Source organism: Streptomyces sp. CNH287 (assembly GCF_000424825.1).
Map to the genome: position 1 here is coordinate 148,365 of NZ_AUKQ01000006.1, position 19,397 is coordinate 167,761.

At 70.9% G+C, this 19,397-nt stretch carries 17 protein-coding genes; 11 read left to right on the forward strand and 6 right to left on the reverse strand.

The annotated features are described in order from the left end of the window. The coding region (locus tag H299_RS38230) for a sigma factor (protein WP_486587236.1) at positions 1–411 on the reverse strand (411 nt) is incomplete at its 3' end. Between the two features lie 242 nt (positions 412–653). Here H299_RS38230 and H299_RS0110045 point away from each other — a divergent pair. Beyond that, positions 654–1,199 carry a YceI family protein gene (locus tag H299_RS0110045; protein ID WP_027748307.1) on the forward strand — a complete coding sequence of 182 codons (546 nt, stop codon included), beginning with the start codon at positions 654–656 and terminating at the stop codon, positions 1,197–1,199. A gap of 60 nt (positions 1,200–1,259) precedes the next feature. On the opposite strand, the gene wrbA is transcribed toward H299_RS0110045, so the two are convergent. Next, positions 1,260–1,871: an NAD(P)H:quinone oxidoreductase gene (wrbA, locus tag H299_RS0110050; protein WP_027748308.1), complete on the reverse strand. Its 612-nt coding sequence runs from the start codon at positions 1,869–1,871 to the stop codon at positions 1,260–1,262. A 320-nt stretch (positions 1,872–2,191) separates the two neighbouring features. Here wrbA and metG point away from each other — a divergent pair, with 320 nt between their 5' ends. Then, positions 2,192–3,913 carry a methionine--tRNA ligase gene (gene metG, locus H299_RS0110055; RefSeq protein ID WP_027748309.1) on the forward strand — a complete coding sequence of 574 codons (1,722 nt, stop codon included), beginning with the start codon at positions 2,192–2,194 and terminating at the stop codon, positions 3,911–3,913. A 34-nt stretch (positions 3,914–3,947) separates the two neighbouring features. Here the strand turns inward: metG and H299_RS0110060 are convergent, their stop codons facing one another. Further along, a complete protein-coding gene (locus H299_RS0110060; RefSeq protein WP_027748310.1) occupies positions 3,948–4,352 on the reverse strand; it encodes a MerR family transcriptional regulator in 405 nt (134 codons plus the stop codon). Positions 4,353–4,772: 420 nt separating this feature from the next. On the opposite strand from H299_RS0110060, the gene H299_RS0110065 reads away from it, so the two are divergent. The 3 genes from H299_RS0110065 (at position 4,773) to H299_RS33230 (ending at position 8,056) form a co-directional block, all read left to right on the forward strand. Then, positions 4,773–6,284, forward strand: a complete 1,512-nt coding sequence (locus H299_RS0110065) for a SulP family inorganic anion transporter (RefSeq protein WP_027748311.1) — start codon at positions 4,773–4,775, stop codon at positions 6,282–6,284. Positions 6,285–6,361: 77 nt separating this feature from the next. After that, on the forward strand, positions 6,362–6,817 hold the full coding sequence (locus tag H299_RS37495) for a MerR family transcriptional regulator (protein ID WP_051262295.1): 456 nt from the start codon (positions 6,362–6,364) through the stop codon (positions 6,815–6,817). A gap of 36 nt (positions 6,818–6,853) precedes the next feature. Beyond that, positions 6,854–8,056: an MFS transporter gene (locus H299_RS33230; protein ID WP_037758577.1), complete on the forward strand. Its 1,203-nt coding sequence runs from the start codon at positions 6,854–6,856 to the stop codon at positions 8,054–8,056. A 51-nt stretch (positions 8,057–8,107) separates the two neighbouring features. Here the strand turns inward: H299_RS33230 and H299_RS0110080 are convergent, their stop codons facing one another. Both H299_RS0110080 and H299_RS0110085 read right to left on the reverse strand, forming a co-directional pair. Further along, positions 8,108–9,217: a DUF1963 domain-containing protein gene (locus tag H299_RS0110080; RefSeq protein WP_486587222.1), complete on the reverse strand. Its 1,110-nt coding sequence runs from the start codon at positions 9,215–9,217 to the stop codon at positions 8,108–8,110. A 22-nt stretch (positions 9,218–9,239) separates the two neighbouring features. Next, a complete protein-coding gene (locus H299_RS0110085) occupies positions 9,240–10,226 on the reverse strand; it encodes a hypothetical protein (protein WP_027748313.1) in 987 nt (328 codons plus the stop codon). Positions 10,227–10,245: 19 nt separating this feature from the next. Between H299_RS0110085 and H299_RS40370 the strand changes: the two genes are divergently transcribed. From H299_RS40370 to H299_RS33235, 6 genes are all read left to right on the forward strand, one after another. After that, the gene (locus H299_RS40370) at positions 10,246–10,356 is read left to right on the forward strand and encodes a hypothetical protein (RefSeq protein ID WP_486587237.1); all 111 of its coding nucleotides are present in this window, start codon (positions 10,246–10,248) and stop codon (positions 10,354–10,356) included. Positions 10,357–10,371: 15 nt separating this feature from the next. Then, a complete protein-coding gene (locus H299_RS0110090; protein WP_027748314.1) occupies positions 10,372–11,223 on the forward strand; it encodes a Scr1 family TA system antitoxin-like transcriptional regulator in 852 nt (283 codons plus the stop codon). A gap of 258 nt (positions 11,224–11,481) precedes the next feature. Next, positions 11,482–13,914: an AAA family ATPase gene (locus H299_RS0110095; protein ID WP_027748315.1), complete on the forward strand. Its 2,433-nt coding sequence runs from the start codon at positions 11,482–11,484 to the stop codon at positions 13,912–13,914. After that, positions 13,911–14,414: a hypothetical protein gene (locus H299_RS0110100; RefSeq protein WP_027748316.1), complete on the forward strand. Its 504-nt coding sequence runs from the start codon at positions 13,911–13,913 to the stop codon at positions 14,412–14,414. Before H299_RS0110095 ends, H299_RS0110100 begins: the two co-directional genes overlap by 4 nt. A 135-nt stretch (positions 14,415–14,549) precedes the next feature. Beyond that, positions 14,550–16,418 (forward strand): DUF4357 domain-containing protein, encoded by a 1,869-nt coding sequence (locus H299_RS0110105; protein WP_027748317.1) that lies wholly within the window; start codon positions 14,550–14,552, stop codon positions 16,416–16,418. Continuing rightward, on the forward strand, positions 16,415–17,683 hold the full coding sequence (locus tag H299_RS33235; RefSeq protein WP_037758457.1) for a 5-methylcytosine restriction system specificity protein McrC: 1,269 nt from the start codon (positions 16,415–16,417) through the stop codon (positions 17,681–17,683). Before H299_RS0110105 ends, H299_RS33235 begins: the two co-directional genes overlap by 4 nt. Here the strand turns inward: H299_RS33235 and H299_RS0110115 are convergent. After that, complete coding sequence (locus H299_RS0110115) at positions 17,643–19,313, reverse strand: N-6 DNA methylase (RefSeq protein WP_027748318.1); 1,671 nt, start codon at positions 19,311–19,313, stop codon at positions 17,643–17,645. The genes H299_RS33235 and H299_RS0110115 overlap by 41 nt on opposite strands. Positions 19,314–19,397: the final 84 nt, after the last annotated feature.

Here is a 19,397-nt window from a genome sequence, read left to right on the forward strand (position 1 = left end):
GGAGTCGAGGACGACGAGGAAGGCCATGTTGACGGATTCGTCGAGGGTGACGTGGTCGGCGGGGTCGGTGGTGGTGCTGCCGGGGGTGGGGGTGCGTTCGGTGTGGTCGGGGAGGGGTTCGGGAATCCAGTCGCCGACGTAGCTTTCGCGGCGGGCGCGTGCGGAGCGCAGCAGGTCGAAGCAGATGCGGCTGGTGACGGTGGTGAGCCAGCCGCCGGGGGAGGTGATGGCCTCGCGTTCGGTGGGGGTCATGGCGTACCAGCGGGTGCAGGCTTCCTGGACGACGTCCTCGGCGTCGGTCAGGGAGCCCAGCAGGCGGTAGGCGAGATTGATCAGCTGCCGCCGCTCACCCATGATCGCGTTCAGGCTCGCATCAGGCCGGACGTTCCCCTGCTCGGTCCTGGTCTCCATCGTGTCGCCGCCCCCCTTGGCCGCATCGTCTGTCACCCGTACGACGAGACAGCCGCGCCGAATGTGACAGGCCCCGCCTCCCGTTCCGCCGCAGCCCCGTCTCCGCCGCCTCACATCCCGCGAACCTGCCTCGTCGTACTGCCGGGACGAACGCGCGTACGTGCCGGCGAGGTGGGGCCGTACGCGCGTCCCGAACGCTCGGAACCCGTCCACCACCTCTTGCGCTCCGGGAGTGACCACGTATGACAGCCACGGCCCAGTTCGGCGAACTGACCGGCGACTACCTCATCGACCCCGCCCACACCCGGATCGGCTTCGTCGCCCGGCACACGATGGCCACCCGGGTGCGCGGGCGGTTCGAGGAGTTCGAGGGCGGCGCGCACCTGGACGGCGCCGACCCCTCGAGGTCCAGCGTCCGGCTCACGATCCAGGCGAAGAGCATCCAGACCCACCTCGCGCAGCGCGACGACCTGCTGCGCGGCAAGTTCCTGGACGCCGCCGCACACCCCGTCCTCACCTTCACCTCGACCGGGGTGCAGCAGGCCGACGGGAACCGATTCCACGTCACCGGCGATCTGGCCATCCGCGGCGTGGTCAAACCGGTCACCCTGGACCTCGCGCTGAGCGGCGGGGAGAGGGACCCGGACGGCGACTTCCGGATCGACTTCAAGGGCGGCGTCACGATCAACCGCCGGGACTGGGGCGCGAACTGGAACGTCTCGACCACGGCTCTGGTCAGCGCGAAGGTGCTGCTGGAGTTCGAGGTCTCCGTGGTCCGGCGGTCCTGAACCCGCACGGGGGAAGGGGCCGCCGGGTCACGGCGGCGCCCTCCCGCGGGTGCCGGGCGGTCAGGCGGCGCGGCCCGCCTTGAGCGCCGCGGTGATCTCGACCACGCGCCGGGCCTGGTGACCGGCCGCCTGGAGCGTCACCTCTCCCGGCGCGCCCTCGCCCGCGACATGGGAGGTGCCGTAGGGATTGCCCGCCGCGAACTGGACCGGGTCGGTGTAGCCGGGAGGCACGATGACACCGCCCCAGTGGTAGAAGGTGTTCGCCAGTGCCAGGATGGTGGACTCCTGCCCGCCGTGCGCCGTGTTGCTGGCGGTGAAGGCCGAGTACACCTTTCCGGCGAGCCCGCCCTGCCGCCACAGCGGGCCGGTGGTCTCGATGAACGCCCTCAGCTGGCTGGTCGGGTTGCCGAAGCGGGTGGGCGTGCCGAAGAGCACCGCGTCGGCCCAGCCGAGGTCGTCGAGGGCGGCCTCGGCGACCTCGGCGCTCTCCGCGTGGTGCCGTGCCCAGGCGGGCACGCCCTCTATCACCTGCGCGGGGGCGGTCTCGGCGACCTTGCGCAGCCGCACCTCGGCGCCCGCTTTCCGGGCGCCCTCCGCGACGGCCTGTGCCAGCGTGTGGACATTGCCGGTCGCGCTGTAGTAGATGACTGCGAGGTTCACGGGCTCGGTCACTGTCTCCTCGTTCCTTCGGGGCGGATTCGCTCTCCGGCCGTACGACGAGGCAGGCCGCCGCGATGTCAGGCGAGGGGCGCCGCCGCGCGGGCGGTGCGGGCCGTGCGGGCCGCAGGGCGCTGTCCGAGGGGGAAAACGGCTCGCCGGGACCGCGCCCCGGTGCCCTACGATGACTGCGGCCCGCAGATCCGCCCGTCACCCCGCGTGTCCGGCCGAGCCGCTCGCGCGGCCCGTCTGCCACGGCCCCCCGACCCGGGCCCGTCCGGGCCCCCGTGGCGCCGCACCACCGGCGCCGTACGTACGAAATGGAGCATCCAAGGATGGCTCGACACCTGGTCACCAGCGCGCTTCCCTACATCAACGGGATCAAGCACCTGGGCAACATGGTCGGGTCGATGCTTCCGGCGGACGTGTACTCCCGGTACCTCCGCCAGCGCGGTCACGACGTCCTGTACATCTGCGCGACCGACGAGCACGGCACGCCCGCCGAGCTGGCGGCGCACGCGGCCGGCCTCTCGGTAGCGGAGTTCTGCGCGCGTGCCCACGACGAGCAGCGGGCCGTGTACGAGGGCTTCGAGCTGGCCTTCGACTACTTCGGGCGCAGTTCCTCGCGGCAGAACGCCGAGATCACCCAGCACTTCGCGCGCAGGCTGCACGCACACGGCTTCATCGAGGAGCGGGCCATCCGCCAGGTCTACTCGCCGGTCGACGGCCGCTACCTGCCGGACCGCTACGTCGAGGGCACCTGCCCCCACTGCGGCTACGACAAGGCGCGGGGCGACCAGTGCGAGAACTGCACCCGCGTCCTGGACCCGACCGACCTGATCGACCCCCGCTCCGCGATCAGCGGCTCCACGGAGCTGGAGGTCCGCGAGACCACGCATCTCTTCCTGCTCCAGTCCAAGCTCCAGCACGAGGTGGAGGAGTGGGTCGCGCGGCACGAGGACCAGTGGCCGCAGCTCTCGTCCTCCATCGCCCGCAAGTGGCTGACCGAGGGCCTGCACGACCGCGCCATCACCCGCGATCTGGACTGGGGCGTCCCGGTCCCCGCCGACACCTGGCCGCAGCTGGCGGCCGAGGGCAAGGTCTTCTACGTCTGGTTCGACGCCCCGATCGAGTACATCGCCGCGACGAAGGAGTGGTCGGACGCCGCCCAGGGCGGTGCGGACCGCGACTGGAGGTCGTGGTGGTACGAGGCCGACGAGACCGTGCGCTACACCCAGTTCATGGCCAAGGACAACGTCCCCTTCCACACGGTGATGTTTCCCGCCACCGAACTGGGCGTGCGCGAGCCGTGGAAGAAGGTCGACGTCGTCAAGGGCTTCAACTGGCTCACGTACTACGGCGGCAAGTTCTCCACCTCCCAGAAGCGCGGCATCTTCACCGACGCCGCGCTGGAGACCCTGCCCGCCGACTACTGGCGCTACTTCCTGATCGCCAACGCCCCCGAGTCCGACGACTCCTCCTTCACCTGGGAGCACTTCGCCGCCACGGTCAACAAGGACCTGGCCGACACCCTCGGCAACTTCGTCAACCGCGTGCTGTCCTTCTCCCGCAAGCGCTTCGGGGACACCGCCCCCGCGGGCAGCGCCGCCGGTGAGGCGGAGGAGCGGCTCGGCGCGGAGATCGCGCGGCTGCTGGCGGAGTACGAGGAGCAGATGGAGGCCCTCCAGTACCGCAAGGCCGCCGCGGCGCTGCGCGCCCTGTGGTCGGCCGGGAACTCCTACCTGGAGGAGAAGGCCCCCTGGCTGGAGATCAAGACCGACCCGGACGCGGCGGCGCTGACCCTGCGTACCGCGATGAACCTCATCCACCTCTACGCGATCGTCTCCGAGCCGGTCATCCCCGCCTCGGCCGCCGCCATGCGTGGTGCCTTCGCCCTGGCGGACGACACCGCGACCTGGGTGACGGCCGAGCAGGCCGCGTCCCTGGACGCCGTACCGGCGGGCACCGCCTTCACCGTGCCGCCGGTCCTCTTCGCGAAGATTCCGGACGAGGACCTGGAGACCTACCGCGCGCGCTTCGGCGGCGCCGAGTACTGAGCGTGCGCGCGCCTGGCCGGCCGCCGTGCGCCGGTCAGGCGGTGGGGACCCGGCCCAGGCGCTCGCGCAGGGTGCCGGCGAACTCCTCGGCCCGGCCCAGCTGTTTGCGCAGGTCGGCCACGCGCTCGGCGGCGGCCTGCTCGAAGTGCCGTACGCGCTCCAGGAGTTCCTCGCGCTCCGCGCCCTGGGGCGCCGCGCCCGCGTCGAGGCGGTCGGTGGCGTCCAGCAGGTCCCGCATCTGGTCGAGGGTGAAGCCCAGCGGCTTCATACGGCGGATGACCATCAGACGGGCGACGTCCGTCTCGGTGTAGAGGCGGAAGCCGCCCTGCGAGCGGGCGGAGGGGATGACGAGGCCGGTCTCCTCGTAGTGCCGAATGGTGCGCAGCGACAGTTCGGTCCGCGCGGCAACCTCGCCGATCTGCATGTGCTCGCTGGTCACGCGGCGCCCTTCCTCGTATGTCACCAAGGCCACAGGCGGCCGGCGTCGATCTCTACCGTGTCGATCTCTACCGTAACGTCAGGGTAGAGTTGCTGAGTGTCGGGCCGGCTCCGTGCCGTCCCGTACCCATGGTGCGGGACGTACGAGCCCGGGACCAACAGCCGTGCCGGAGCCGACGACGTCCCCGGCCAGGACCGATGCCCGTAGGAGAGCGCGTGCCCAGGACGTCCAGCGCCGCCGCCTGCCCGCCGTGATGCCTCGTTCCTGAGCAGCACCCGGGCCGGGCGCGGAGTGTGCCGCTGCCCTGTGCCCCCTCAGCCCGCCGCGCGGGCTCCGCGAACGGCCGCCCCGGCCTTCCGTACGGTTCCGCACGCCCCTGGTGACGCCGGGTGTGCCCGAGCACGACAGGTTCCGCTTCTCTTGGCCTCCTCCGCACCCTCCCCGTCCCCCGCCGCGCGGCTGCGCGGACTCCGTCCCGACTGGCTGTCCGACCCGAAGGTCTGGCGCACCGAGGTCCTGGCCGGACTGGTGGTCGCGCTCGCGCTGATCCCCGAGGCCATCTCGTTCTCGATCATCGCCGGGGTCGACCCCGCGATCGGCCTGTTCGCCTCCTTCACCATGGCCGTGACCATCTCCGTGGTCGGCGGGCGGCGCGCGATGATCTCCGCCGCGACCGGCGCCGTCGCCCTGGTCATCGCACCCCTCAACCGGGAGCACGGCCTCAGCTACCTGATCGCCGCGGTGATCCTGGCCGGTGTCTTCCAGCTCGTCCTGGGCGCGCTCGGCGTCGCCAAGCTGATGCGCTTCGTGCCGCGCAGCGTGATGGTCGGCTTCGTCAACGCCCTGGCCATCCTCATCTTCCTGGCCCAGGTCCCCGAGATGCACGACGTGCCCTGGCCCGTCTACCCGTTGATCGCCGCCGGGCTCGCGCTCATGGTGTTCTTCCCGAAGGTCACCACGGTGGTCCCGGCGCCGCTCGTCGCCATCGTCATCCTCACGGTGATCACCGTGGCCGCGGGTATCGCCGTGCCGACCGTGGGCGACAAGGGCGAACTCCCCTCCTCCCTGCCCGTGCCCGGCCTGCCCGACGTGCCCTTCACGCTCGACACCCTGACCACCATCGCCCCCTACTCCCTCGCCATGGCGCTCGTCGGCCTCATGGAGTCGCTGATGACCGCCAAGCTCGTCGACGACCTCACCGACACGTACTCCTCCAAGACCCGCGAGTCCCTCGGGCAGGGCATCGCCAACATCGTCACCGGCTTGTTCGGGGGCATGGGCGGCTGCGCCATGATCGGCCAGACGATGATCAACGTGAAGGTGTCCGGCGCCCGGACCCGCCTGTCGACGTTCCTGGCGGGTTCGTTCCTGATGGTGCTGTGCGTCGTCTTCGGCCCGGTCGTCTCCGACATCCCGATGGCGGCCCTGGTGGCCGTGATGGTGATGGTGTCCTTCGCGACCTTCGACTGGCACTCCGTCGCGCCGAAGACGCTCCGGCGGATGCCCGTCGGGGAGATCGTCGTGATGGCCGTCACCGTGGTCTGCGTCGTCGCCACCGACAATCTCGCCATCGGCGTCGTCGTCGGCTCGGTCACCGCCATGGTCGTCTTCGCCAAGCGCGTCGCCCACCTCGCCGAGGTCACCGCCGTGGTCGACCCCGACGGCACCCAGGCCGTCTACTCCGTCACCGGCGAACTCTTCTTCGCCTCCTCCAACGACCTGGTCACCCGGTTCCACTACGCCACCGACCCCGACAAGATCGTGATCGACCTGACCGCCGCCCACATCTGGGACGCCTCCTCCGTCGCCGCCCTCGACGCGATCGAGACCAAGTACGCCCGGCGTGGCAAGACCGTGCAGATCATCGGCCTCAACCAGCCCAGCGCCCAGCTCCACGAACAGCTCAGCGGCGAACTCTCCGGCGGCCACTGAACGGCTCCCGCAGGCCTCTGCGCCTGCCGTACCGTTCGTGTGGCGGGTGCGTGTCGGCCACGGCGAAGGGAGAGGGCATGCAGATCGGGGAACTGGCGCAGCTCACCGGAGCGAGCCGCAGGTCGATCCGCTACTACGAGCAGCAGGGGCTGCTGGAGGCGCGGCGGACCGGCAAGGGCTGGCGGGCGTACGACGAGGTCGCGGTGAACCGCGTGCTGAACGTGCGGGAGCTGCTCGGCGCCGGACTGACGATGGAGGACATCCGCCAGGTCGTCCCGTGCCTGGACATGAAGACCGAGGACTTCCTGGCCTGCCAGGACAGCCCCGACGGCGTCCTCGCGATGTACGAGGGACGGCTGGCCGCGGTGGAGGCGAAGGCCGCGGAGCTGGCCCGGTACCGGGCGGAGCTGGTGGAGCGCATCGCGACGCTGCGCGCGGACGGGCGGCCTGGCGAAGGGCTGGGGGAGGCGCTGCGCCGGGCCGAAGCGGGCGCGGCGGGGGCGGAGACGGGCGCGGGGACGACCGCGACTTGAAGGTGACACCGGTGTCAGTACCTAGCGTGCGGACGCATGAGAGCTGTCGTCGCCGAGAAGAAGAAATCCCGCCTGCCGGGCTGGCTGCTCGTGCTGTTCCTGGCGCTGCTGGCCACGGCCACGGACGAGTTCGTCATCGCGGGAGTGCTGCCCGCCGTCGCCGACGACCTTGAGGTGGGCGTCCCGGCGGCGGGGCAGCTGGTGACCGTCTTCGCCGTCGTGTACGCGCTCGGGGCACCGACGCTGGCCGCGGTGTGCGAGCGGTTCCCCCGGCGTACGGTCCTGGTCGCCGCGCTGGCGTTCTTCGCCGTGGCGAACGCGGCGGCAGCCGTGGCACCCGGCTACTGGTGGCTGATGGCCGCCCGGGTCGCCGCCGCGCTGGGCGCGGCCGTGGTGGCCTCCGCCGTCTTCGCCACCGCCGCCGCCGGGGCCCCGCAGGGCGAACAGGGCCGCTACCTGGGCGTGGTGACGGCGGGCATGACGGCCGCGCTGTTCACCGGCGTACCGGTGGGCTCCTGGCTGGGGGAGGCGCTCGGCTGGCGGGCCACCTTCTGGCTGATCGCCGCCGTGGGCGCGGTGGCCGCGGTGGGCGCGGGCCTGAGCGCGCCGACCGTACCGGGGGCCGAACCGGCGCCCCTGCGCGCCCGGTTGGCACCGCTGCGCGACCTCGGCGTACTGCGGGTCGCCGGTGTCACCTTCCTGGCGGCCGGCGGCGGGCTGATGTTCTACACCTACCTGGCGGCGTACGCGGCGCACACCGTCTCCGGCTCCGCCGGACTGCTCTCGTTCCTGCTGCTCGTGGTCGGCGTCGCGGGCCTGGGCGGGGCACTGGCGGCGGGCCGGATCACCGACGCGTGGGGCCCGGACCGCAGCCTGCGCCTCGTGGTCGGGGGACACACCGCCGCGCTGGCGCTCGCCGCGGTGCTGAGCTTCTCCCCGCCGGCCGGCGCGCCGGTGCTCACCGCGGTCATCGCCTGCTGGGCACTCTTCGCCTGGGGACTCACCCCGCCCGTCCAGGGCAGCATCCTGGCGGCGGCCGGACCGTCCTCGGGCATGACCGCGATGGCCCTGAACATCTCCGGCCTGTACCTGGGCACGGGCCTGGCGGCGGCGGTCGGCGGCATGGTCATCGACCTGGCCGGCGCCGCGTACGTACCGCTGGCGGCCACGGCGCTGATGGCGGCCTCCTTCGCCCTGACCCTCGTACCCGGGGGCGCGCCCCGTCCGGCCCAGGGGTGAGGCGGGGGCCGCGCCAGGCTCCCCGCCGGGCGTCGCCGCACCGCACTTCGTTCAGGAGTCGTCGAAGCGGTACGCCCAGGGCGTGTCCGGACAACTCGGGCAGATGAACAGGTACATCCCGCCCATGTCGCCGATGCAGAAGCCGGTGGGACTGAAACCCCGCTCGATCGCGTCGCCGCGTGGATCGATGTCGGCGCCGACTTGCTGTACCGGTGCCCAGCGCCTTCCGCTCTCCACGTCGTACTCCCGGCTGGAGACCGTGAGCAGGTGCTCCATCCGGCGGCCACAGGCGCACTCCGGCCGGCGTGGCGACTGAATCCAGTTCGGCCACCCGCCCACCTTGACCCCCGGCGCCGCGGACAGGTGGTGGGAGTACGACCAGCCGGTCGCCGCCTCGACGGCGTTCACCCGGCCCAACAGATCGGGCTGGTACGCCAGTTCGCCGAGGTTCGGGTACTCGACGACTCGCTCCGGATCGATGAGGCACGGCCGCGGCACCGTCCCGGAGGGACTGCCCGCGGACGGCTCCGGCATGCCGACGGCCGGTCGGGCACCGACAGCCGCCTCGTTCCGCCAGTACAGCACCGGTCGGGGCCAAGATCCCCCACCCTCGTCGGGGTGGTCGAACGGGCACCAGAGCACCTGCAGCAGGTCCGTCCCGGGCGGGAACGGCACCGCTGGCACATCCCGTGCGTACAACTGGACGATCGGGACCAACGGCACCGCGCCACGGGGATCAACGGCGTCATCGGGGGCGAGGACGCTGTCCTGGGCGCGGCGGTGGGGCGTCAGGCAGTCCGGCCACGGTTCGACGCCGGGCCAGTGCAGCGGACCGCCCACCGAACTGTCCGACGCGGACGGCCGCCCCGGGCAGGGGTGCAGCCGGGTCGTCGTCCGGACCAGGGGAGCCAACTCGGGCAGGTGGTCCGCGAGATCGACCGGCTGCGCCCGGGTGGTGTGCATGCCGAACCGGTGCACTTCCCCTGGCAGAGCCACCTGGCAACGAAGCAAGGAGACCCGCGTCCACTGACCGAACAGCGACACCTGCACCTGGATCTGCCCGTCATCGACGCTCTCCAGCGTCGCTGCCATCCCCTCGAAAGGCCCGCTGACTATCTCGACGCCGCCTCGCATCGTGCCGCCGCCCGTGACCACAGCCACCCCCTCCGGTCCGGCGGCTATCCTAGGTCTGGAAGGTGAACCAGGCGCGGTAGTCCAGCGCGGTGCGGAGGTGGGCGGTGTAGCCGGCCGAAGGGTCGGCGCGACGGGCGTCCTCGATACGGCGTTGCAGCACATCGCGGAGTTGTTCGCTCTGTTCGCGTGTCCGGAGGCTCGACGGGCTGCGCAGCAGTTCGACGGCCACCCGCACGTCGGCGTCCGTGTCCACGGCGGACTCGTCGAGTTTCCAGCGCAGTTCCACCCCGAGGCCGTGCGAGGTGCGTACGGTCTTCAGCGTGTCGTTGAGGTCCGCGACCAGGTTGGCCGCCGTGATGACCTGCGTGGAGAGATGGTCGCCGAGCTCGCCGGTCAGGAAGCGCTGGAACACGTCGCTCTCGCGTTCGGTGAGCCGTCCTCTCGCCTCGGCGGCCTCCGCGGCGATCCGCTCGCCCACGACCGCGACGTCGTGCGAACCGTGGTCGTCGAGCAGGCGGCACACCTTGATGCCGTCGCGTTCGTCGAGCTGTGCGTCGTAGCCGCCCGCCAGTTGATCGCGCAGCGCGCGCAGGCGGTCGCGTGCGGGGGAAGCCGGGTCGTCCAGTACTTGCCCGGGGAGAGACGAGGGGTCCAGCCCCGCTCCGTTGACGATTTCCGGACGACCGAGGGCACCGCGCAGCGAGCGGCCTGTCTCGATCACGGCCGCCTCCTGGTCCGCCAGTTCCTCGCGTAGGCGTGCCTCCTCCTCCGCCGCCCGGACTCGTCGGTCGCGCACTTCGTTATGGGCACGCTCGCTCGCCGGGATGGCCGCCACGGCGGTCGCGATACGGTCCTTGGCCGCCCGCTCGTCGGCGAGGATCTTCTCCTCGGACGATCCGACGGCGGTCTCCCGGGTCCGCAGATCCTGCCGCGCGGTGCGTAGTTGGCGATGGTGCAGCCGGTAGCCCTCTTCTGCCTCCGCGCGCTTCTCGCGGGCCCGTGCGTACCGCCGGTCGGACTTCGACGACGCTGACAACCTGGTCAGCGTCGATCTGATCACCGAGCCTGCTCCGGTGCTGCGGTATGCCATGGCGCGTGACGCGGCATTTCATCATGCCATCTCATACGAGGAGTTCGCGGCACGGTTGACCGCGACGGAGGAGTGAGGCAGGTGCGTACCGGTGAGCACGGACTATCAGCAGGCACGAGAAGCACTCGGGGGACGGCTGCGCGAACTCCGGCTCTCCGCCCCTGGGGGCCCACTCACCGGCACTGAGCTCGCCAAGCAGTACGGGTGGAACAAGTCCAAGGTCAGCAGGTTGGAGAACGGCAGGCAGACGCCGACGCCCGATGATCTGCGCAAGTGGGTGGAGGCAACCGGGCAGCCGGAGGTGTACGACGAGCTGGTCGCACGCCTCCGGGGCTTCGAGTCCCACATCAGGTCTTGGCGGCGTCAGCTGGCCTCTGGGCACAAGGCAGTCCAGGACACCCACCTGTGCGCTCATGCCGACGCCTCGGTGTTCCGCGGCTGGGAGTCCTCCATGATCTTCGGGCTTCTCCAGACTCCGGACTACGCCCGGTCAATCTTCGAGAGATACGCGGAGCTACAGCGATCGCCACGCGACACCGAGCAGGCAGTGCGGTCCCGCACGAAGCGGCAGGAAGCGCTGTACGACTCCTCGAAGCGTTTCCACCTCCTTCTGTGGGAAGCCGCCCTTCACACCTTGATCTGTCCGCCGTCGGTGCTCGCGGCCCGGCTTGATCGCCTCGCCGGAGCCATCGGGCTGGACGCGGTCGAGCTGGGTATCATCCCCCTGTCCGCCTCGCTCAAGATCCCCCCGGCCACTGCTTTCTGGATCTACGACGACCGTCAGGTGATCGTCGAGAACTGGCACGCGGAGTTGTGGATCGACGACGAGGCGAGCGTCGACACGTATCTGCGGACCTGGAGAACGCTCCGCGAGTCCGCCCTGTACGGCGATGTGGCGCGGAACCTCGTCAGCGCAGCAAGACGAGCGTTGCACTCCTGCTGACGCGTCCGTCCGCGCGCCCCCTGCCTCAGTCTCCTCCGTGCCCAGCATGCGCAGAACGACCTGCCGTTCAGCCTCGTTCGCGGGTTCCGGGCGAGCGGACCGTCGGTGTGACCACACCTGGCCCATCGTACACATTTTCGAGTTCACGCTGGATTCAGAAGTCCGTTGACGTTGCCAACATGCTTGCGGCATGATCTGACGGTGAACGGCGTGCCCTTCGCGTCGTGCTCTCCGCCCGATCGTGCAAGGAGCACCGTCATGACCGACGACATCCCTCTGCGTCAGCTGCTCGACGCCCGCCTCACCGCGGGCCTTACCGCATCCGAACTGGCCCCGGGGGCAGCCGCCCTGCTGCGCGGCATGCTTCCCGAGCCGACGCCGGAGAGGCCCGCACGGGCCGGGCCCGTGTACCTGCGCTCCATCACGGCCGCGGGGTGGCGGGGGGTTGGTCCCGAGACCACGCTCGACCTTCCGCCCGGCCCCGGGCTGACCGTCGTCGCGGGCCGCAACGGCACCGGGAAGTCGAGCTTCGCGGAAGCGGGCGAGATGGCGCTCACGGGCCTGAACGCCCGCTGGGACGGCAGCAACGGCAAGCCCCGCCTGGCGGTGTGGAAGGAGGGCTGGCGCAACCTGCACGACTCCGCGGTCCCGGCCGTGTCCGTGCGGCTCACCCTGGACGACACCGGCGATCCGGTCACCGTGCGTCGCACGTGGTACGGGGAGAAGGTGCACGAGGCGCACACGACGGTGGAGCGGGCGGACGGCACGGAGCAGAAGCTGGAGGAGAGCATCGACGCCTCGATGCTCTCCCTCTACCGCCCGTTCCTGCCGTACAGCGAACTGGGCTCGATGGTCGACGGGACGCTCAGCGCGCTGCACAACACTCTGGCCCGGTTCGTCGGCCTCGGCCCGCTCGGTGACATCGACGACGGGCTCGCGGCCCGCGTCAAGGAGTGCAAGGACGTCGAGAAGCGGCCCGGTGCCCTGAAGACCGCGGCCGTCGAGGCCCTCACCGGGCTCGACGACCAGCGTGCCGTCGAAGCGGCTCGGGCACTCGGCGGACGTAACCCCGATGTGGCCGCCGTGCGCGCCCTGCTCGATCAGGACGCCGTCGCCGACACGGGTGGGGACGCCCGCCTCCGGGCACTCGCGACCCTGGTCGGCCCCGACCAGCAGGAGGTCGCCGGGGCACTGGCGCGGCTGCGCGAGGCGGCTGCCGCAGCCGAGGACGTACGGCATTCCGACGCCGAGGACGCGCGGCGGCTCGCCAGGCTGCTGGAGGGTGCCCTGGAATACCGGCGCCACTCCCAGGGCGCCGACTGTCCCGTCTGCGGCACCGCGGACCGTCTGGACCGGGCCTGGGCGGACGGCGCGCGGGCGGAGGTCGAGCGGCTCCAGTCGCAGGCGGCCGGGGCGGAGGCGGCTCGCCAAGCGCTCGGCGCCGCGCGGCGGGCCGTCCACGACCTGGTGCAGCCGGTGCCCGAACTGCTGCGGGCGGAGGAGTCGGAACTGGCGGGCCTCTGGCGCGAATGGGCCCTGTGCCGGAGCCTGACCGACCCCGCCGAGCTGGCGAACCGCGTCGAACACGTCGCCCCGACGCTGGGCGCGGCGTGCCGGCAGGTCGCCGAGGAGGCCGCCCGCAGGCTCACCGACCGCAACACCGCCTGGCGGCCCGCGGCCGTCCGGCTTGCCGAGTGGCTCGACGCGACGGAGAAGGCCGCGGAGGCGAAGGAGCAGCGCAGGGAGACCGAAGCGGCCCGCTCCTGGCTCAGGACGCTGACGGACGAGCTGCGGGACGCGCGGATGGCGAAGTTCGTCCAGCAGTCGCAGGACGTGTGGAGGAAGCTCTGCGAAGGCAGCAGTGTGACGCTCGGGTCCATCACGCTGAAGGGCACGGCCCGGCAGGGGAGTGTGCGGCTCGGCGTCTCCGTGGACGCTCATGAGGCGCCCGCGTACAGCGTGATGAGCCAGGGCGAACTGCACTCGCTGGCGCTGTCGTTGTTCATTCCGCGAGCGACGCACGACGACAGCCCCTTCGGCTTCCTCGTCATCGACGATCCGGTGCAATCGATGGACTCGCGGAAGGTGGAAGGGCTGGCCACCGTTCTGAGCGAGTGCGCCCGCCACCGGCAGGTAGTCGTCTTCACCCACGACACCCGGCTGGAGCAGGCCGTATCCCACCTCGGCATCGAGGCGACGGTCCTCCATGTCTCCCGCGAGAGCGACTCCGTCGTCACCGTCAAGAAGCGGAGCGATCCCGTCCAGCAGGCGTTCCAGGAGGCCCGTGACCTCTCTTACGACAAGTGCCTTCCGCAGAGCGTCGCCGAGCGGGTGATTCCGGCGATGTGCCGGCTCGCCCTGGAGATCGCCTGCGTGGAGACGGCGCGCCGTACCCTGCGGGACGACCACGGCCTCGGCCTCGCGAAGATCGAGGAGCGTATCGCCAAGGCAGAGCGGACCAAGGAGTACGTGGCCCTCGCCCTGCTCGGAGATTCCTCCGGGGAACCGCAGCGCCTGGTCGAGAGCCTGTACGGCGGAGGATGGCAGCTGATCAGCGAACTCAACAAGGGCTCCCACCTGAGTCTGCCGACGGTGCACGACCGCAAGCAGCTCGTGACGCGTACGGAGAGTCTGGCCGGGGCGATCCGGCGCGGGCGGGGCACGGTCGGGCCGCAGGGCGGTGCCCGATGACGGACGACGCCCGCGAACTCATCAGCGGTGCCGAGGCCCTTCTGCGGCCTGCGGCGGGCACGGCGGGACCGCTCAGCCCCGGCGCCCGCGCCCGTGCCGCCGCCATGCTGCTGCGCCTTGCCCTGGACCAGCGGCTGGACGACTTCTGGCACGGTGTGGCCCCTGCCATGACGCCCGTCGCCAAGCACCGCATGCTGTGCCTGGAGGCGTACACGGACCGGGGGACCGCCCGGCGCTGGCGCCTCACCTGGTCCGCGCTCAGCGGCGTCTGCCACCACCGGGTGCCCGAACTGCCGCCCCTGCCCGCCGAGATGCAGGCGCGTCTGATGGAGGTGAACGCCCTGCTGGACGCTCTCGACGCGGCGGTCTCCGGCACGGCTGCCGTGGTCATCCCGGCTCCGGCCCCCCCTCCGGGGGGCCTGCGGGCGGGCCGCCCCGTACCGAAGCCCGGCCCGCCGCCGGGACGACGGGTCGAACCTCCGGTCGTCAGCGGCCCGTGAACGCGTGGGGAACCGTCCTGGAGGAAGCCGCCCCGCCGCAACGCGAGCTGAGCCATGATGACCATCACTACGGCGAAGGACAGGGCCGCTGGGCAAGGTGGCCATGCCTGTGCCGTCCGGAACGGGGGAGCGGGCATGACCGAGACCGAAGACGGGACTCCCAGCGCGGGGGAGCCGCCGCAGTTCCTGCTGCGGCTCCCCGGCGCGAGCGGGGTCGACCGGGCACGAGGGGTGCTGCTGGACGAGGTGGGGACCAACGGAAGCCGGAAGTTCCGCATCCTGGCGGGCTCGCCCGCCCGGGACCGCGAGATGCCGTCCTTCTCCAAGCACTTCTCCGGCACGGCCAGGGTGCGGGAGTTGATGAAGAAGACGGGTGTGCTGCGCCCGTCCACTCGCTGGCCCGGGTGGCTGGAGCTGGCCGAGGACGCCGACTGCGGGTCCCCGTCCTTCGCCGCAGGCGTGCTCGTCGGGGCGCCGCGCAACGGATGGGCCGACTGGAAGACGGAAGCGGGGGCGCCGCTGTCGGACTTCATGGAGGGGGTCTGGTCGGGTCCTGCCAGGGCCTGGCTCGTCCGGGGCTCCAACGTGTCTGGGGCCGATCTCGTCCAGAAGCTGTGGCTCCCCGAGGAGCGGGTTTCCCTCGCCGCCCCTCGCCTGCGCCAGGGGATCGGCCAGGGGGCCAGCAAGGAGCGCCTGCGCACCGTCGTCGAGGAGGACTGGGGCAGCACGGCCACGTACAACCAGAAGCTGGAACTCGTCGAGGAACTCCACGCGTTCCTGTCCCGGATGAAGCCGGGCGACACCGTGTGCACACTCTCCGGCGGGCGGTTCTACGTCGGTGAGATCACCGGGCCCGCCGAGCAGACCGTCTCCGACAACGGCAGGTCCAATCTGCGGCGGCCCGTCGAGTGGCAGAGCACCGGCCACCCGTACGACGTGCTGCCCGAGGAGATCCAGCAGCGGCTTTCCGTCCAGCACGACGTCGTGGACCTCACCTCGGTCCAGCCGCTCGTCGAAGGGCTCGGCCTCTCCGACGAGGAGCTGGCCGTCGAGGCGGAGGCGACAGAGCGCGACCCCGGCGGCACGACACCCGCCCTCACCGCCCGCCGAGAGCTGGAACTCCCCGAACCCAACCGGCAGCTCGCCGACGAACTGCTGGTGCACGACGCGGCCTGGCTGCGGGATATGCGCGACCTGCTGTGGGACGAGCGGCAGCTGATCCTCTATGGCCCGCCCGGGACTGGCAAGACGTACACGGCCCTCAAAGTGGCCGAATACCTCGGCGGCGGGCCCGAGCAGGTGAAGCTCGTGCAGTTCCACCCCTCTTACGCCTACGAGGACTTCTTCGAGGGCTTCCGCCCTCGCGAGGACCCGGATACCAGGGAAGTCGCCTTCCGCCTCACCGCAGGCCCGCTGCGCGAGCTCGCCGACCTGGCGTCCCGCGAGGGCAACCGGCACATCCCGCACTTCCTGATCATCGACGAGATCAACCGGGCCAACCTGGCCAAGGTCTTCGGCGAGCTGTACTTCCTCCTGGAGTACCGCAACAAGTCGGTACGGCTCACGTACTCCGGTGACGACTTCGCGCTCCCGCCTAACCTCTTCGTCATCGGCACGATGAACACCGCCGACCGGTCGATCGCCCTGGTGGACGCCGCGATGCGCAGGCGCTTCGCCTTCGTCGAGCTGTCACCGCGCACCGAGCCCACCAGCGGCCTGCTACGGCGCTGGCTCGACCGGGAGGGGCTCGACACCCGCACCGCGGACCTGCTGGACGCGCTCAACTCCCGTATCCAAGAAGCGGACTTCCGTATCGGCCCCTCCTACCTGATGAAGCAGGCGGCGCACCGGGAGGGCGGCCTGGAGCGCACGTGGCGGACCAAGATCCTGCCGCTGCTGGAGGAGCATCACTACGGGGAGTCCTTCGACATCGAGAAGCGCTACGGTCTCGACGCTCTGGCGCGCTCCCTCGGCGACGGCACACCGGACGAGCCCCTGCCGTGACGACCGTCGAGCTGACCGAGTACGGCCCGCCCGTCACCGTGCCTCTCCCGGACGAGGTCGGGCGCTCTCTCGCCGCCTCCAGAATGGTCGAGGCCGCCCCCGATCCCTACCGGTCGGGCTGCTGGCGACTGCGCGCCGGCGGCAAGGTCGGCGCGGTGGCCCTGAGGTCACCGGGGCACCGCCCCGTCACCCTCCGCATCGCCCCCAAGGTGCCGGTGGCGCGGCTGTTCTTCCTCATCGGCTACGCATCCGACCCCCGTATCCACCGGGACGGGGAGGTGAGCGTGGCCGAGCGGGACGAGCTGCTTCCCGCGCTGGCGCAGGGATTCGAGCGTTCTCTCGAACGTGCCCTGCGGCAGGGAGTGCTCCAGGGATACCGGCACACGGAAGAGACCGCACCGGTCGTCCGAGGACGTATCAGGGAAGCGGATCAGGTCCGGCGGCACCATGGGCGGGCGTTCCCGGTCGAAATCGCCTACGACGACTACGGCACCGACATCGCGGAGAACCGGCTGCTGCGCGCGGCCACGGAACGGCTGCTGACCCTGCCCAGGGTGCCCGACAGCGTACGCCGTCGGCTGCGCCACCACCGTGGCCGGTTGCTGGACACACAGCCGCTGATCCCCGGCAGCCGTGAACTGCCGCAATGGCGGGCGAGTCGGCTCAATCTTCGCTACCAACCCGCGCTACGGCTGGCCGAGACGGTGCTGCGCGGCTTGTCGGCCGAGCACGTGAGCGGCCCGGTCACCCTCGACGGATACCTCTTCGACACCCACAAGATCTTCGAGGATTTCGTCTGCACCGCGCTGCGCGAGGCGCTGGGGCCATACGGGGGGCGCAGCGCACTTCAGGCGCAGGGCGTGTACCTCGATGCGGCCGAGGCGGTTCGGATGCGTCCGGACCTGGTCTGGTACGGCGACCAGGGCGTTCCGCGAGCTGTCGCGGACGCCAAGTACAAGGCGGAGAAGCCCGAAGGGTTTCCGGACGCCGACCTCTATCAGATGCTCGCCTACTGCACGGCGCTCGGCCTCCGCGACGGCCATCTCGTCTATGCGAGGGGCTACGAGCCGAGCGCGACGCACCGGGTGCGGCACGCGGGAATCCGCATCCACCAGCACGCTTTGGCCCTGGAACAACCGCCCGACGAGCTGTTGGCCGCGATCACGTCCATCGCCCGTTTGATGGCCGAAGGCACGGTCGCGATGCGACCTCCACAGGAATCCGTCAGGCACCGTCCTCGGGAGGCAGGAGCGCCCCGTTGGTGAGGCCGTCACGGGCAAGAGCACTGACCTTTCCTGCCAGCCGGGTCACTTCGCCGATGTGCTCCTCGAATTCTTGGAGTGCGCGGAAGGCGACACCGTAACGGCGTTGTTCCTCGACGGCCATCTGCGGAATCCGCGCCCCCTTGACGTCGAGGCGGTAGGAGCCGCTGCTGCTCGTCGAACGGCGGTTGTTGGAAGCGCTGCGCAGGAAACCCCGTAGATATCCCGTGTCCAACTGCTCGCTGGTGGAGACTGGTTCAGCCTCAGCGAGGTCGACGAGCCCGGCACGGGAGAGGTCGGCCAGGCTGATCGTCGCGCTGTCCAGCGACCCAGGCCCGTCGCCTGCGGTGAGGGCTGGTAGCAATGCGGTCAATCGATTGAGCCGTTCCTCGATGCCCCGTTGCAAGGAGCGGTACTCGGCGGGGAAGTCCTGTCGGGAAGCGTCCACGTGCGCGCTCGGCGTGAGATCGACAGAGTCGTCCAGGAGATCGATCAGCGGTACGTCGGCGACTTGCTCGGCCGTCGGCTCCATGGGGCCGTCGGGTGCGTTGGCGGTGAGATCCACCATGCGCACGGAGGCCGCGCTGTCGGAGGGACCGCTCGGGCGGTGCAGCGTCCACAGGTGCACTGGTTGAGCGTGTGATGCCACCATGCCGGGCGGCAGTGCGACGATCTCGGTAAGGAGGCCGCGCCGGACGATTTCTGCCCGGATGCGTCTGCCCGCCTTGCGGTAGGCCACGGAAGCGGGCATGACGACCATGGCCCGACCGCCTGGAGCGGTATGGGCGTAGCAGTGCTGGAGCCAGGCCAGCTCTCCCTCCGCCTTGGAGGGCGTGCCCAGCTCCCAGCGGGCGTCGAGGAGCAGCTCCTCCCGGCCCCAGTCCGGGCCGGCGGCCGGGGGGTCGCAGAGGACGAGATCGGCGCGCAGATCGGGCCAGCGGTCCGCACGGAGAGAGTCCCCGGCCTTGATCACGGTGTCCTGCGACCCTGCGAGCTCGGCTCGTGCCTGTGCCAGCTCCCCGGCCGCTGGATCGATCTCCTGGCCCCGGCGTACGGGCCCCTCGGCGAGGCAGGTGGAGCGGCCGGTGGAGAGGAGGAGCGTGCCGATGCCGCAGGCCGGATCGAGGATGACGGAGTCGTCGGGTACCGGCCCCACGAAGTGACTCACGGCTCTGACCAGCCGCAACGACGTGACCTGGTCGGAACCGGCCCGCCGCGAGGAGTCCAGGAAGCGTTCGACCAGCTGGTCGATGACCTGGGCCGCTGACTCCTTCGCCGCCAACCTCGCAGCCAGCTCGGCCAGGTCGTCGTCAAGCCTGGATGCGTCATCGCGCGCGAGGAAGCGGGCGATACCCGCGATGCCTGCGACGAGGTCGTCGCCGAAGGCACCCCGCAGCGCCTGCCACAGGCGGACGTCGTCCGCGAGATTGGTGCCCTTCTGCTGCTTGGCCAGCCAGGAGCGGACTTCGCTCAGCGAGAAGAGGGGGGTGCTCGCTCCACCGTCGGCAGGTGCGGGGAAGTCGCCGTACCGCCGCCTCCAGTTGGAGACAGCGGCGCGCGTCACCCCCGCCAGCCTGGCAATCTCCGCCCCGGTGATCAGTGGTTCGGAAGTCGGGGGAGTCGATTCCTTCATAGTTCCACCGTACACGTAATCGAGAGGGAATCCGATAGTGCATGCGTTGGCGCTGTCAACAGGACTGCGGTTGTGGACCGCGCT